At 47.6% G+C, this 16,616-nt stretch carries 10 protein-coding genes; 8 read left to right on the forward strand and 2 right to left on the reverse strand.

Features of this window, described 5'->3' with window-relative positions:
* Positions 1 to 98: 98 nt before the first annotated feature.
* The gene (locus tag WBJ53_RS04495; protein WP_338874861.1) at positions 99 to 956 is read right to left on the reverse strand and encodes a helix-turn-helix domain-containing protein; all 858 of its coding nucleotides are present in this window, start codon (positions 954 to 956) and stop codon (positions 99 to 101) included.
* A 117-nt stretch (positions 957 to 1,073) separates the two neighbouring features.
* On the opposite strand from WBJ53_RS04495, the gene WBJ53_RS04500 reads away from it, so the two are divergent.
* The 6 genes from WBJ53_RS04500 (at position 1,074) to WBJ53_RS04525 (ending at position 10,335) form a co-directional block, all read left to right on the forward strand.
* A complete protein-coding gene (locus tag WBJ53_RS04500; protein WP_338874862.1) occupies positions 1,074 to 1,913 on the forward strand; it encodes an MBL fold metallo-hydrolase in 840 nt (279 codons plus the stop codon).
* Between the two features lie 66 nt (positions 1,914 to 1,979).
* Complete coding sequence (locus tag WBJ53_RS04505) at positions 1,980 to 2,759, forward strand: patatin-like phospholipase family protein (protein ID WP_338874863.1); 780 nt, start codon at positions 1,980 to 1,982, stop codon at positions 2,757 to 2,759.
* Between the two features lie 422 nt (positions 2,760 to 3,181).
* Positions 3,182 to 6,457, forward strand: coding sequence for a SusC/RagA family TonB-linked outer membrane protein (locus WBJ53_RS04510; protein ID WP_338874864.1), 3,276 nt, complete (start codon positions 3,182 to 3,184; stop codon positions 6,455 to 6,457).
* Between the two features lie 28 nt (positions 6,458 to 6,485).
* Positions 6,486 to 8,264, forward strand: coding sequence for a SusD/RagB family nutrient-binding outer membrane lipoprotein (locus WBJ53_RS04515; RefSeq protein ID WP_338874865.1), 1,779 nt, complete (start codon positions 6,486 to 6,488; stop codon positions 8,262 to 8,264).
* Positions 8,265 to 8,337: 73 nt separating this feature from the next.
* On the forward strand, positions 8,338 to 9,018 hold the full coding sequence (locus WBJ53_RS04520) for a hypothetical protein (protein WP_338874867.1): 681 nt from the start codon (positions 8,338 to 8,340) through the stop codon (positions 9,016 to 9,018).
* A 135-nt stretch (positions 9,019 to 9,153) separates the two neighbouring features.
* Positions 9,154 to 10,335, forward strand: a complete 1,182-nt coding sequence (locus tag WBJ53_RS04525; RefSeq protein WP_338874869.1) for a hypothetical protein — start codon at positions 9,154 to 9,156, stop codon at positions 10,333 to 10,335.
* 143 nt (positions 10,336 to 10,478) lie between these two features.
* On the opposite strand, the gene WBJ53_RS04530 is transcribed toward WBJ53_RS04525, so the two are convergent.
* Positions 10,479 to 11,045, reverse strand: a complete 567-nt coding sequence (locus tag WBJ53_RS04530) for a redoxin domain-containing protein (RefSeq protein WP_338874870.1) — start codon at positions 11,043 to 11,045, stop codon at positions 10,479 to 10,481.
* Between the two features lie 363 nt (positions 11,046 to 11,408).
* Here WBJ53_RS04530 and WBJ53_RS04535 point away from each other — a divergent pair, with 363 nt between their 5' ends.
* Together WBJ53_RS04535 and WBJ53_RS04540 are read left to right on the forward strand one after the other, a co-directional pair.
* Entirely contained in the window at positions 11,409 to 14,669 is a 3,261-nt protein-coding gene (locus WBJ53_RS04535; RefSeq protein ID WP_338874871.1) for a SusC/RagA family TonB-linked outer membrane protein, read from the forward strand.
* 19 nt (positions 14,670 to 14,688) lie between these two features.
* Positions 14,689 to 16,371 carry a RagB/SusD family nutrient uptake outer membrane protein gene (locus WBJ53_RS04540; RefSeq protein WP_338874872.1) on the forward strand — a complete coding sequence of 561 codons (1,683 nt, stop codon included), beginning with the start codon at positions 14,689 to 14,691 and terminating at the stop codon, positions 16,369 to 16,371.
* The last annotated feature ends 245 nt before the right edge of the window (positions 16,372 to 16,616 follow it).

Here is a 16,616-nt window from a genome sequence, read left to right on the forward strand (position 1 = left end):
TTTTGTTTGTCTGATTGACATTGCAAAGGTGCAGCCGACAAACGTGCTCCAAAATGGCAGTATTTCCCGTTGTCTTACCAATTCTTCCCGAACCCTCGTCAGGTGCTGGCCAGTTTTAGCCGAAGGTGCTCCTTAAACTCCGACGGCGGCAGGCCCGTTTCTTTCTTGAAAAAGCGACTGAAATGAGCGACTTCCTCAAAACCTAGTTCGTAGGCAATCTCTTTTGTCGACTTATCAGTATAGAGCAACAGCCGTCTGGCTTCGAGGGCAATGCGCTCATGAATAATGCTCAGCGGACTTTTCTGGTTATACAAGGCAAACAGATTCGATAGCGTTTTGGGCGATTTGTTCAACAGGTCGGCGTAGTTGCTTACGGCGTGTAGCTTACGGTAATTGTTTTCGACTAGCAGGTTAAATTGCCGAACAATGTCGAGATCATTGTCAGAAAGCTCCGGGTCGATGTATTGCTGTTTGGCCAGCCGGGTCAGTTTAATGATCAGCCGTTTGAGAAGCATCCGCAGCATTTCGCCCTGTACGGAATCGTGCGTGGTGAATTCGTCTTCAAAAACCGTCAGGAGTGCACCGAATTTACGCTGCTCGTCGGTATCTACATCCAGAAATAGCGACCCTTTGGAGCCATAAAACAAAAGCCCTACGCAGGATACCTCTTTGTCATGATCGATAATGCAGTAAAATTCGCGGTCGAACTGCCAGGCAACGATATTTTCAGGACGCTCAAAATCGAACGATTGATTAACCATCAGTGGCAGAATAGACTGCGCAGGAAATACATACTCAATGCCGTCAATTACGACACTCTGATCATCTCCCCGGTTCCAGGCAATGGTGAGCAACCGATGATGGCGTTCCCGAAAGAAATGGCGGCTAAAAGTCGGCTCCTGGCAAAATAACTTTAGAACCCCCTCTGTTTTGGGCTCTTGATACGAATAGAGCATACGGCTGGCGAATTACTACGGAAGGCAACATATTTTTTACAGAAAAAGTAACAGGGGAGTAATCGACTGGTCTTACTGCCTGAACTATTACTTTTGCCCGATAACTATCAACCGCATATGACACTACAAACTCTCGATACGGGCCTGTTTAAACTGGATGGTGGCGCTATGTTTGGCGTTGTGCCCAAACCGCTCTGGAACAGGCTGAATCCGGCCGATGAACAGAACCGATGCACCTGGGCGATGCGTTGCCTGCTCTACGAATCGGGCAATCGATTGCTGTTGGTCGATACGGGAATTGGCAACAAGCAGGACGCTAAATTTTTCGGTCATTACGATTTGCACCCTGCCGATGTTTCGCTGATCGGATCAATCGAGCAGGCGGGCTATTCTACTGCCGACGTAACCGATGTGCTGCTTACGCATCTGCATTTCGACCACGTTGGCGGGGCCGTTAAACGAGTGGACAGTCAATTGCTGCCCGTTTTTTCGAATGCTACCTACTGGGTTCACTCGGCCCACTGGCAATGGGCCGTTAACCCGAACCCACGTGAAAAAGCCTCGTTTCTGCGCGAAAACATCATGCCCTTGCAGGAGAGTGGTCAGTTGCAGTTTCTGGTCAAAAGCGAGTTTCCTATACCTGACATCGAATTAATTTATGTAGATGGCCATACCGAAAAAATGGCCTTACCGATCTTCACCATCAATGGCCGAACGGTTGCTTTTATGGCCGATCTGATTCCATCGTCGGCACATGTGCCATTGCCTTACGTAATGAGTTACGATGTACGGCCATTGATGACTATGGACGAAAAAGCCCGCTTGCTGCAAAAAGCCGCCGACGAAAACTGGATTCTGGTATTTGAGCATGATCCGATAACGGAAGCTGCCACGGTTGAAATGACAGAACGAGGAGTTCGGGTGAATGCGACTGGACGGCTTGTCGATTTTTTATAGCCTGTTGTCGACTCTAAACCAAAAGCGTAAACCTGCCGTTATGCAATTATATTGTATTGTCAGACAATGAAAATTGGATTAGTGTTATCGGGTGGCGGAGCACGCGGTATCGCTCACCTGGGGGTTATCAAGGCATTGAACGAGATGGGAATCGGTTTCGATCAGATAGCCGGAACCAGTGCCGGGGCCGTAACCGGGGCCTTGCTGGCTCAGGGTTATTCGCCCGAAGAAAGTCTTAAAATAATCGAGTCGTCGCCGTTTCTTCGTCGGCTGCGGCCAGCCTGGAGCCGTATGGGATTACTTCGACTCGATACGATTGTCGATATTTATCGGAAGTATATACCCCACGACTCGTTCGAAGAACTACAAATTCCATTGCATGTAGTAGCCGTTGAACTGAACGATGGCGAACAGGTGGTGTTCAACAAAGGTGAACTGATTCGGCCGGTGCTGGCGTCCTGCTGTTTGCCGGGCATTTTCGAACCATTCTTAATCAACAGAAAACAGTATGTTGATGGGGGCGTGTTAAATAACCTGCCGGTCGATGTGATCGAAAATAAAGTCGATGTGCTGATTGGGTCCCATTGCAATGTGCTGGGCCCGCGGAAACCGATAACCTCGATGCGGGGGGTAATCGAGCGGAGCCTGGTATTGGCCGTGCAAAGTAAAACGAAAGAGCGCTTTGCCCGATGTAATGTGCTGATCGAACCGCCCCAACTGGCTCAGTATACCACAGCGGATATTGGAAAAGCACGGGAATTGTTTCGGATCGGGTATCAGCATACCCGGTCAATGGCGGCTCAGATTGAAAAAAGCCTAAAAGTCCCGCCTGTTGAGATCTCATAAATGAGTGCCAAAATCGTGTCGTCTTCAAAAGCGCCAGGCCTATAAGCCTGGCGCTTTTGTTTGTAGTTATGGAAGTAAAGTTTACTTATTTTATAGATTAGATGTATTTATTGAGAGGAAATATTAGATAGCCTTTCCTGAGTAGTTTTCCGTTATTTTTTAGCACTTATAAGCCCTGGTGTAATTTATGTATTATAGGTATAAGTAACCATTATTTGCCCCCTTCTTAGCGTGTATTATCAATTAGGTGTTTCTTGTGATAAATGAACAGATATGAATTTGTAGAATAAGCTTTTATGAAAATCATTAAATGCCAATCTATATTCTATATAAATGGTGTTTGATAAATAATTTGCAATTTGTTAATGCTTTTTTAATTTTGCTGTTAATACTCATATTTCTTAACCTATTCAAACTAATTTATGAGGAAAATTCTACTAGTGAGTATACTCATAGTATGCTCAATATGGGTTCCGGCATGGGCGCAGGAGCGAGTAATTACGGGTAAGGTTGTAGCGTCGGAAGACGGAACGCCGATGCCTGGAGTGTCTGTTGTTCTGAAAGGCACGACTCGCGGAGCCAATACCGATGCTAATGGGGCTTATTCGATTGGGGTCCCGGATCAGGGAGGTAAGCTAATTTTCAGCTTTGTAGGATCTGCTTCGCAGGAAGTCGAAATTGGTAACCGGTCAGTTATCGATATTAAACTGGCTAACGATTCTAAACAGCTTAGTGAAGTTGTAGTGACAGCCGTTGGGATTCAGCGCGAAAAGAAAGCGCTTGCCTATGCTGTTTCGAATGTTAAAGGTGATCTTCTTCAGCAACGCTCCGAGCCTGACCCACTTCGGGCGCTTTCTGGTAAAGTACCCGGCGTTAATATTACGGCTGGTGGCGGTGCTCCTGGCCAGGCTACCAAGATTAATATTCGCGGAAATACATCATTTACGGGAAATAACCAGCCCTTGTTTGTTGTTGATGGTATTCCGTTCGACAATTCCTCCAACGCAGCTGGATCTGATTTCAACAGCAACAGCGTTGTTTCGAACCGGGCCTACGATATTGATCCCAACAATATTGAAGCAATGACTGTGCTGAAAGGTGCGGCTGCTTCGGCCCTGTATGGGTCGCGTGCAGCTAATGGGGTTATTGTCATTACGACCAAATCGGGCAGTAAATCGGCCAAGAAAGGGCTGGAAGTAACCTACAACGGCTCCTATTCAGTTGAGAAAATCTCGTCGATTCCCGATTATCAGGATACCTATACACAAGGCTCGAACCAGCAGTATAACGGGGGATTTATTGGTAACTGGGGAACGGTGTTTCCATCGGAAGTGGATCGGATTAATGGACAGCTGGGCTTTACACGCTATTCGAAGACCATTGAAACCGGAGCGCCCGAAGGCCAGATTTATCACCCACTTACCTCGCCTTATATTTCGTATACCTATAACCGATACCTGAGTGTATTCCCTGACCTGGTTGGGAAAACGGTTCCCTTGCAGCCATACGACATCATTGGTGGATTTTTTCGTCAGGGTAAAGTATTTGAGAATGGCGTGAATATTAGCTCTACGGGCGACAAGACAACGCTGAACGCGGGTATATCCCGGATGAAGAACGACGGAATTATTCCGAACTCGAATACGGAGCGGACTTCGTTGAACTTTGGCGGGTCGGCAACACTCATTAACGGGCTGCACGTATCTGGCAATGTCAATTATGTCAATACGACTCAGCAGAGTCCACAGTCGGGCGCTTCCTATTTTACGGATTATAGTAGTGGTTCGACCGGTTCTATCTATGACCGTTTGTTTTACCTGCCTCGTAACTACAACCTGAATGGGTATCCGTTCGAAAACCCGGTCGATGGTTCGAATGTATTTTATCGTGCGCTGGATAACCCACTCTGGACGGCCAAATACAACCTCTATAACTCGCGCGTAAATCGTGTGTTTGGAAACATGGCCCTCAGCTACGATGTAGCTCCCTGGCTGAACCTGACCGCACGCGGTGGGGTGAACACCTATCACGAAACCCGAACAAATAAAATCCGGCCGGGCGGAACAACTGTTCCTCTGGGACGTGTGTCTCGTACAGAACTGACCAATACCGAAACGGATCTGACATTCCTGGCTACAGCATCGCACGATTTTTCGGAGCGGTTTTCTGCCCGATTGCTGGTTGGTTTCAATGCCAACGAGCGGTATTATACCGAAGCCGTTGAAACCGGCGATCAGGTAATCGACGCCAATGTGCTGACTGTTTCGGGGACACTGAGCCAGAACGCCACCGAATACAGCCGGAAGCGTCGTTTATACGGTGTTTTTAGCGAGTTGGGTTTGTCGTACAACGACTTTGCTTTCCTGACGGCTACGGTTCGTAACGACCATTCATCAACGTTGCCAACATCGACAAACAGCTACTATTATCCGTCGATTTCTGGCTCGTTTATCTTCACGCAGGCCTTCAACATGCCAAAGAATATTCTCAACTTTGGTAAGATCAGAGCCAACTATGCCACCGTGGGTAAAGATGCTGATCCCTATCAGGTACTAACGGCCTACAACATTGGACGCGATTATGTAAACGGAACGGCCTATTCATTAGCTACTCTGCCGTCGACGTTGAACAACTCTCAATTGAAGCCTGAGTTTACGACCGAAACTGAAATTGGAACGGAGTTACAGTTTTTCAACAATCGGATCAATATCGATCTGGCTTACTTCTATCGCAAATCGACGAACCTGATTGTTTCGCGCCGTATTCCGGCGTCAACGGGTTTTTACAACGAAGTGACAAATGCTGGGCAGATCGACAATAAAGGGCTTGAAATTGCCTTTACGGTCGTTCCAATTCGGTTATCGAATGGCTTCGAGTGGAATTCGACGGCGGCTTTCACCCGGTTGCGGTCAAATGTGGTCGATGCCGGACCAGCCAACGAAATTTTCCTTGGCGGCTCTGGTTTATCATCGCTCGGCACCATGCACCGGGTTGGCAATCCATACGGCATGATCTATGGTACGGTAAATGCCCGCAGTGAATCGGGGAAACTGCTGATCAACCCAACCACCGGCTTGCCTTTTACGCTGCCGCAGTCGCAGTTGCTGGGCAATCCTGCTCCGAAGTTTACCCTGGGCTGGACCAATACATTCTCGTTTAAGGGCTTTACACTATCGGCGCTGATGGATTACCGGGCAGGGGGTAAACTTTTCTCGGCAACAGCAGCTTCTTTGTTGTTACGCGGTCAGCTCAAGTCGTCGGAAGACCGGGAAGCGATGCGCGTGATTCCGGGCGTACTGGGCGATCCGGCTACCTATAAGGCTATTCTGGAAGATGGTAAGGAAGTGAAGAACACTATTCCGATGACGGCCTTCCAGTTCCACTTCTCCAACGGATTTGGGGCCTATGGAGCCGACGAGACCAACGTATATGATGCTACCGTTATTCGTCTGCGCGAAATCACATTGGGTTATACCTTCCCCAAAGATTTACTGAGAAAATATACGAAAGTATTCGGCAGCCTGCGGATATCGGCTTCGGGACGGAACCTGTGGTTCTACGCACCCAACATGCTGAAAGGACTCAATTTCGACCCGGAAGTTTTGTCGAACTATGCTGATTCGAACATTCAGGGCTTCGACCTTGGTGCCGCTCCATCGACCCGGCGCTTTGGCCTGAATATTACGGCATCGTTCTGATTCATTTACCTAATTCTTGATCGGATATATGAAAATTTCAATCATACATATTGGTAAGGGGTTATTGGCTACGGCCCTTACATTGTCGCTGACGAGTTGTGATATTACCAATCTCGACATCAACACAGATCCCAATAAACCGGCTTCTGCTGCTCTGAACCTGCTGCTGCCACCTGCCGAACTGGGGGCATTAAACATCGGTGTGGTAGGTATTACTTCAAGCAGTACTACTTACTCACCGGGCAACTTTCGTAGTGTGGTTGATAATTCATCAGGATTTGTCGGCCATATGAACAGTGCCGACGATTATAACCTGACCAACAACTCCTACAACGGCACCTGGAACGCCTACTATCGGAATATGCAGAATGTAGAACAGATTCTGCGGGCAACTACCGATGGCAAAAATCCCTATTATCGGGGAATCGCACTAGCCCTGAAAGCTTACGCCATGGGCAATATGGTCGATATGTTTGGCGATGTGCCATATTCGATGGCCTGGCAGGGAAACGTGGATGGCACTGACCGAAATGTTGCCTTCGACAAAGATTCAGAAATTTATGAAGATCTGCTGAAACTTTGCGATCAGGCACTGGCTGAGTTTGCCAAGGCGCAACCTGTATCGGTCTCGGGCGATTTTATTGGGAATGGAAATGCTACTACCTGGACGCGGTTAACCAAAACCATCAAACTGCGGCTGCTGATGAATTCGCGGAAAGGCCGCGCCAACGGCAATGCCGAGCTGAAAGCGGCTTTTGATGCAGGCGGATTCATCACTACTTCGTCGCAGGATTTTTACTATCAGTATTCCAAGCAAATTTCTCCGCAGGACGACCGGCACCCGTGGGCCATTAGCACCTACAACGCAGGTAACGGTTTTACCTACATCAACCATCAGTTGATGGGCGAAATGATCCTCAATAAAGATCCACGCTTTGGTATGTATTTCTTCCGCCAGACCGATAAGGTCCTGGATGCCAGCAACCCAACTGACCGGGGTACTATTCCATACGGTGGTACGTATATACCAACGCGCCCGGCGTTTCTGGCCGAATACAAACGGGTGTTCTATAACGATAAGCAGGACCCAACTACCGACGATATCAAGTTCCTGGCCGGAATCTTCGGTCGCGACCGGGGCGATAATACAGGAGCTCCTGCCGATGGCACATTGCGCACCGTTCCTGGGGCGTATCCAGCGGGCGGTTTGTATGGTGGTCGCGAAATTGCACCCAAAGCACTGACCGGATCGAAAGATGGGGCCACCGGAAACGGGATCTGGCCACTGATTATGAGCTGGAACGTGAAGTTCTATCAGGTTGAGGCTATTCTGGACGGAACCGGTGTAACGGGCGACGCCCGCGCTATTTTCGAAACCGCCATGCGTGAACAGATTGCATCGGTAACCAAGTTTGCACAGGCTGCCGATCCAAAAACGCCAGCACCGGCAGCGGCCGACATTACGGCCTACGTAAATGCCTGGCTGGCACTTTACGACGCTGCTCCAAGCAATCAGGGTAAATTAAACGTTGTGGCCAAGCAAATCTGGTTCTGTTCGTGGGGGCAAGGTCAGGAAATCTGGAACCTGATGCGTCGGACCGGCTACCCGGTGCAGGGGCCATTCAAACAATTCTCAACAGGTATTCAGTCTCCTATTCTGAAACCCGGTCGTCAATATGCACTTCGGTTACCCTATCCGGCTCAGGAGGGTAATTTGAACAGCAACGCGGCTAAATATGTGTCGGATATTATTTTCGACCGTGACCCTGTATTCTGGGATAAGGTAAAGGTTAAGTGGGAATTCTAAAACCTGTCGCTCGTTTTGTCAGATGTAGACAAACTAAACGATAAAACGAGCTCACCAACATTAGAAAACTTATATGAAAAAGACTATAATTTACGCATTTACAATTGGCTTTCTGACATTGATTGGCTGTCGCGATGAGTCGCTGAACCCTATCCCTGATTGGGAACCAGGTGTTCATGGGTTTGGTGTATTTGCCGACATAACCGAAGGAGCTGTTGGATCAAGCAACAAGGCGAACATTGCCGACTATGGCAAAAATTTCCCACTTTCGGCGCAGAATGCCGATGCCGCCAAAGTAAACTTTAAACTACGCTGGGTATCGCTCGACAACAAGCTAACGGTCAGCAAAATTGAGGTTTACGTCGACATGATTGAGTCATATACCGATCCCGATGGTAACCCTAAAACGGCTTCACTGGGAAGTGGTGGGGTTTTGGCAAAGACCATAACACCAGCTGCTGGCAACCGGCAGTGGAATGCGTTTAGTTTGTCGCCAACGGAAGTATACAATCTTTTTAAAGATGCTACTGTTAAATACGACAAGGTGAATGCGGTGCCAGTGTTTAATAATCCGGCTACACCACGTCCGGCAGGAGCCTGGTTTAACAAAACTGATAAATTTGTGCTGACCTGGCGATTGACAACTACCGATGGGCTGGTGTTTAAGACCTGGGAGCCGAGTAGCATTTGCGCCGATCCAACGGCCGTTTCAGAAGCGAGTGCCAACTGTAGTTTGACCTGGAGTGCTCGTTAATCTAGTGTTGTAATCATATAATATTGATAGCGAACTTCAGTTGAGGTTCGCTATTTTTTCTATATTGGAGGCATGAAGGGCGTGTTCTGTACCTTTTTAGTGCTGCTGATTTGGGCAAACGCCATAGCCCAGCCAGTGACCTATACTACTCACATTCGGCCCATTATTCTCCGTAATTGCGCCGTGCCCTGCCATCATCCCGGTGGCGTAGGGCCGTTTAACCTACTTACCTACGAAGACGTTGCCAAGCGGGGAAAGTTTGTGGCCAAAGTAACTCAAAGCCGTTATATGCCGCCTTTCCCGGCCGACCGCCAGTTTCAGCAGTATGCCAACGAACGGGGGCTTTCGGAAACGGAAATTAATACGATTCAGGAATGGGTGAACGGAGGAATGGTGCAGGGAGAACCGGGCAACAGGCAGGAGGCTAAGAGCGTGGGGCCAGGGGCTGAGGGCGTGGTGCAGGGGGCTAAGCCAGATCTTGTGCTGCGGATGAAACCCTACGCAATTCAGGGTGATGGACGGGAGGATTTTCGGTATTTTCATGTGCCCATGAACCTGAAACAGGACGTTTGGGTCGAAGCAATTGAGTTTGTGCCCGGAAATCGGAAGTTGCTCCACCACAGTCGGATCATGGTCGATTCGACCGGGACAATGGCCGCCATTGATGGCATTGCTGAAGACGACCCTCGATTGAAGGAATTTCAGAAAACTCCCCTTGCCGACGAATTTTTGTATGGCTGGGTACCAGGCAATGATCGGGTTACGTTTCCAGATGGAGCTGCCAAGCGTATTCGGGCGGGCAGTGATCTTATTCTGAATATTCACTATTCGCCGTCGGCCCGGCTCGATCAGGACCAATCGGAAGTGCGGCTATATTTTGCCAAAAAGCCCGTAACACGGCCAGTATATACCCTTACGTTAACCGAAAATAATATCACGAATCAGCCTTTTCTGTTGCCTTCGGCCACTCGACCTGCGTTTTTTATGAATTATGGCCCTCTACCCGATACGGTGTATCTATTATCAGTGTTGCCCCATATGCACCGGCTTGGACAGTCGATCAGGGCGTTTGCCATTACACCCGATGGCGATGCGGTTAACCTGATTAATATACCGGCCTGGGATTATAACTGGCAGTTGAGCTATTTCTTTAAACAGCCACTCGTTTTGCCAAAAGGCTCAACCATTATTGCCGAAGCCCACTACGATAATACTGATCAGAATCCACTGAATCCGAACCAACCAGCCAAAACCGTTGGCTATGGCTGGAACTCTACCGACGAGATGATGAATCTGGTTTTCTATTATCTTAAATAGAATGATTGAATTGTTGAATGATTGAATTGTTGAATGATTGAATTGTTGAATTGTTGAATGACTGAATAATGGTACGCCGTTGCGGTTAAAAACACATGACCTATAACTTACCAATTCAACAATTCAACAATTCAATCATTCAATCATTCAATCAGGCAGCCTACCGCGTCGGTACGCGGCTGAACAACCGACTTTCCTGCCAATAGAGCGGTCAATGCATCCTTTAGATAGTACTGGGTAGCCTGTGGCCGATGTTTTCCCAAATCGACATACCAGTTGTCAATTGCTCCCTGATAGCTCACTTTTCCATCCGATTGCATTACTACTACTTCTGGCGTAACACGCACCCTGAAATGGCGGGCAAGTTGCGTATTGATATCGGGTTTTCCGGCAAAAGGTAGTTTATACTCGACCCGAAAGCGTTGGATCGCTGCTGGCGTATCGGTCCGTAATGGAAACACGGCAATGAACCGAACATCCGAATGGCTGAAATGCTGATAGACTTCTGCCAACCGGACTACGTATTGCTGGCTAATTGGGCATTCGGTATTGAGAAAAACATATACAGTCAATGTTTTCCTTGCGGCCGATACCGATTGATGCCCGCTAAGGCAGAGAATCAGCAGTAGTATCAAAACCCAATCCAGATAAGGCTGACACGGTTGAATACCAATTTTTTGTTGGTCAACTGGTGGTTGATAATTGCTCATTGGCATACCCTGCGTTTGTTATAAGAATATAAATTTTTCTATGATTTACTCATTTGGTTATGCCTTAAAAATGGCAGAGTATATTAATTGTGTAAATATACGCATTGTATTTTTGGGAGAATGAGTAATTATTTTAAGCTTTATTACTCGATCATTTCAGTTTTGTTAAGTTTGTTTTAATGAGTAATAGACGTTGTTTTTGTTTTAATTGAATTTTAATCATCAAAATAATATTTTGTATGCTTAGGATAGGATAGAATTAATATTTACGATGCTTGCGCACAACAAAAAATTTGTATTGTCTTTTTCTAAGATCTAGCTTTGCCGTAAACAAACGTTTTTTTAACCTAGCACTAAACTTATATGAGGAAAATTCTATGTATGAGTATACTCTTCGTATGCTCACTCTGGAGCGCTGCCTGGGCTCAGGAGCGAAGGATTATTGGTAAGGTGACGTCGGCCGAAGATGGCTCTCCTTTACCGGGCGTTTCTGTATTAATAAAAGGTACAACAAAAGGCACCGTAACTGATGCAACTGGGCTTTATGACATTGCAGTACCCAATGCCAAAGGGACAACGTTAGTCTTTAGCTTTGTCGGTACAGTAACCCAGGAAATCGCAATTGGTAATCTGTCGGAATTGAATGTGAGTCTGGTCTCTGATTCCAAGTTGCTTACCGAAGTCGTTGTAACAGGTAGTGGGGTTGAAACCAGTAAAGCCAAACTAGGGATTTCGGTAGAAAGTGTTTCGGGGAAAAACCTGCCGCAAACCCCCACTGCGTCGATCGACCAGGCCCTGATCGGTAAAATTCCCGGTGCCCAGATTTCGTCCGTTAGTGGTAACCCTGGCGACCCGGTCAACATTCTGCTTCGCGGTATCAACTCCGTACAGGGTGGTACCAAGCCGCTGATCATGGTGGATGGTGTGCAGGTTGCGGCTACCGATATCAACTCGCTGGATCTGAGCAACGTCGACCGTGTTGAGGTAGTACAGGGCGCTGCTTCGGCTTCTATCTACGGTGCGCAGGGTGCAAATGGTGTAATTCAGGTGTTCACCAAGCGCGGAAAAAAAGGCCGGATTGCGGTGAATGTTTCCAGTAGCTATGCTTCAAACCAATTCCTGAACACCGGCAATGTGCATAAGGCAGAGTTGCATCCTTATATGACGGATGCCAACAACAACATCATTGATGTTAATACAGGAAAACCACTGGATTATAATGAAGTTGGTTCTATTGAAGGAATCTCGTATCAGTACGGTGGCGCTACTCGCTACGGAATTCAGGATATCCGCAACGTGGCCGATAAACCCTATAATGCGAACCTGAAATATTACGATCACTTTAAGCAGGTTTTCCAGACCGGCGGCACATCAAACAACAGCATCAATATTTCAGGCGCATCGGAAAAAAGCGACTTTTCAATTGCTGCATCTAACAACCATACGCTTACTCCAATTCTGAAAAACGGCTATGTCGACAGAAGCAACCTGTCGGCCAACCTCGGCACAGAGCTGTTCAAAGGGTTTACCATACGGTCTACCACCCAGTTGGTCTACACCAAAAACACACTCCACCCAGGTTTAGGTGCGCCCGGTGGCTATGATTATGGTAAAGGTAACTCATTGGGTAGCGTTGGTACAGTATTTAGCTTTCTGAATACGTCGCCATTCTTCGATCTGACCCGTAAACTGGCCGATGGTACCTATCCGCAATACCAGACGGCTGACTTTTTGAGTGTGAATGCTGGGAATCCATACTATCAGCAGGAGTACACCAGTGGTCTGGATAATAAAATTGACGTAGTGCAAAATTTTGATGCCGACTATAAGGTAAATAAATTCCTGGAGTTGGACGCGAAATATGGTATCAACTACCGAAACGAAACAGCCCGCTGGACCTATTACAACCAGACACAGAATATTAATTCGAACTACTATCCGACCTGGATCAGCAATTTTGCGCCGGATGCACAGGGGGAAATCGACAACTGGCAGTACAACACTACATTCCAGAACTTTCTGGGTACAGCCTTCATTCGTACCGATTTTCAGGATGACTTCCATTCGAAACTGCCCATCCAGACCAGTACGCAAATCACATTCGATTATCGTAAGAAGAAATATACTGAATACGATACCTATGGTTTAGGGTTGGGCCTGGCACCACCTTATAATATCTCATCGACCTCATCGCAGGCTGTCTATCGTGATTATGTAGAGCCATTTGTAACGTATGGCTATCTGGTTAACCAGAAAATCGACTTTGGCGATTATGGTGGTATTACGGCTGGTTTCCGGAGCGACTGGTCGTCGGCATTCGGTGGTGGTTCAACACCATTTACATTCCCGCACTTCGATGGGCGTATTGCGCCACTGGCTTTCTTTAAGAACAGTAAACTGGCGAACACGCTTTCGTACTTCAAACTCAGAGCTGCTTATGGCGAAGCGGGTATTCAGCCAGGTGCTTTTGACCGCTACCCAATTCTGAACCAGCAAAACCTCGGACCTGGTCTTGTATATACCGTTCCGACCACCAGCAACAACCCAAATTTGCAGGTAGAAGTATCGAAAGAACTTGAAATTGGTACCGACTTTACGATCAGTGGCAATTCGGGACGTACGTGGCTTAGCGCTATTAATGGTTCGTTTACGTACTGGAAACGGAAAAGCCAGAATGTAATCTATACGGTTAGCGTGCCGCCTTCGCTCGGGTCAACGGGGCAGTTAACGAACGCTATCGATATGTCGTCGAATGGCGTACAGTTCTCGCTGAATATTCCGGTCTATAACTCGAAAAACCTGAAATGGGATTTCACAACCAACTTTGGCCATCAGATCTCGATGATCGATAAGATTTCGGGTGGTGCCGATATTATTCTGACTTCGAACGCGGGCAGCACGGCGCTGGTACTGACGCCGGGCAAGCCAATTGGCCAAATCTATGGCTATAAGGCGATGACCAGCCTGGACTATACCAATCAGGAAGGCCAACGCTACATTACACCCGGCAACGAATCGAACTACACCATGGTCGATGGTCGGGTAGTGGACAAGAAGACTTATCAGATTCAGTTTACGAACGAAACATACCCACTGGCTAACCCAAACCCAAAATTCAACGTTTCGTTCATCAATGGCTTTACGTTTAAAGATTTCCTGACGTTTAATTTCCAGATCGACTGGGTGTATGGAAGCCATTTGTACAATCAGACAAAAGAATGGATGTACCGCGATGGGATCAGTGGCGATTTTGCCAAGCCCGTTACGATCGATGGCAAAACCGGTGCCTATACGGCCTACTGGTCGAGTGCTTATTATGGCCTATGGGGTAGTTTGCGGGGTGCTGGTAACAATGCTACGAAAGACTTCTATCTTGAAGACGCTTCGTTTGCCCGGCTGCGGAACATTTCGCTGGCGTTCGATCTGGCTAAAGTTGCCAAACTGCCATTCAACAAGTGCCAGTTGGTGCTGACCGGACGGAATATCTTCACTATCACGAAGTACACCGGTTATGATCCTGAAATCAGCTCAGGTTCTTCGAACTCATCGTTCGACAGAGGGGTAGACCACAGTACGCTGCCAAACATCAAGTCGTATCAGGTTGGTCTGAACATCGGGTTCTAATCGTAAACGTCTTTTACACATGAAACGCTCTATAAAAAATAAATTCATCTATACGGCTTCATTAACAGCCATTTTGCTTGGAGGGGTATCCTGTAAGGATCAACTGGATGTAGGCAACCCAAACGCACCGACGGTTGCAGCCAACGTGAATACCGAAAGCGGTCTTATTTCGCTGGCCCAGGGTGGCGTGTATATCAACGGTTTTTATAATGGCGATGGCTGGCTGGGAAATAGCTACTTCTCGTTGCCGCTGGGCTATCAGGAATTGATGGCCGACAACCTCGGTGCCGATGCCTCGAACAACCAGATCACCACAATCGGGGTGCCCGACTATATTATTCTGGACGACGGTACGAAGGTGACAAACTCAGCTCCGCAGATAAGCATTATTCGTTCGTATAACAGCCGGGCGGCCACGGGAGCTGGTAACAACGCCATCTATTACCAGTGGTTAAATATGTATGCGCTGAATAATGCCTGTAACGAAGTATTAGCGCTTGTTGATGGTATTAAGTTTTCGGGCGATGCTACCAGCCGGACCAATACCATTAAAGCCTGGTGTTACTGGTGGAAAGGGTTTGCCTATGCCTCAATCGGATCGATGTATTATTCGGGTCTGATCGAAGATAAAGCGGGGCAGACCGATGGTAATTATGTACTCCATGATGCCATTATTAACCAGTCGAATACCTTCTTCAATCAGGCGGCTACCACATTAGGAACTATCAGCAGCGAGTCGGACTATGAAGAAGTATTGGGCCAGTTGATTCCCGCCTTTACGCAGGTTGGCAATGGCGGTATTCCAACTATCGATATGTGGAAACGGAATATTAACACCATGCTGGCTCGCAATATTCTGGTGAACAAGCTGTCGCCGTTTGTCAATGGCAATCCGAGCGCCACGATCTCTAAGTCGTCGACAACGGCCATGACCGATGCCGACTGGAATAGTGTATTGACACTGGCTACTGCGGGTATTCAGAAAGGCGATATCGTATTTACGGGACGGAGTGTAGCCTCTAACTACTTCTTCTCGGCTTCGGGGGGTACGGTTGCGGCTCTGACAACGGGCGTAAATACGGCCACTACGTTCAAAATCAGCGAGCGGTTTATTCAGTCGTTCAACGCGGGCGATAAGCGGTTTACCAACAACTTCAATACCAACACCACTTACAAAAACAACTATACGTTTACAACGCGCTATAGCATTACCGATGGGGGTAATGGCGAGCCTGGCGTATATGTGTATGGAACCAAGGCTGTTGGTGAGTATGAAGTCTACATTGCGGGTAGCTACGAGGAAAACCAATTGATGCTTGCCGAGGCAAATATCCGTTTGGGTAACATTGAAAAAGGGTTAGGCTATATCGATGCAGTGCGAGCCTATCAGGGAGCCGGTGTTGCACCCGTAGCTGGTACGGGCCTTTCGCTGGCCAAAGCACTGACTGAGCTAACCAAAGAACGCCGTGTGTCGTTGTTTGGCCGTGGTCTGGCCTACTACGATAGCCGTCGCTGGGGCTGGACCTACGATGTATCGGTGGGTGGCGGAAGCTATGGCAACACCGTTGTTACAACGGCCGGTGCCATCAATAAGAACGTAACCATTAGCTACAACTTCATGGATTACTGGGATGTACCGGCCGATGAGTCGGTTCTGAATCCGTCTACATCCGGCGTTTCAACGACAAATCCGAATTATTAATGGATTTGTAGAAACCAATCATTTATTTCTGGGAAGAGGCTCATCTGTAAGGTGAGCCTCTTCTGTATGTAAGGGCAACGTTCTGGCTTTAGTTTGCGTAATCCAGTACGGGGAATGTGGTTATGAATGAAGGCGTATTAATCGGCTGATTAGCAAGGTCGTTTGAATCAGGATTTACTGCGGTATTCATGAATTTTAGAATAACTGATTCAAATACAACTGTTAATGCCATTTTTTAGGGTAAA

The sequence above is a fragment of the Spirosoma sp. SC4-14 genome (genome assembly GCF_037201965.1).
In the GTDB taxonomy this organism is placed as follows: Bacteria; Bacteroidota; Bacteroidia; order Cytophagales; family Spirosomataceae; genus Spirosoma.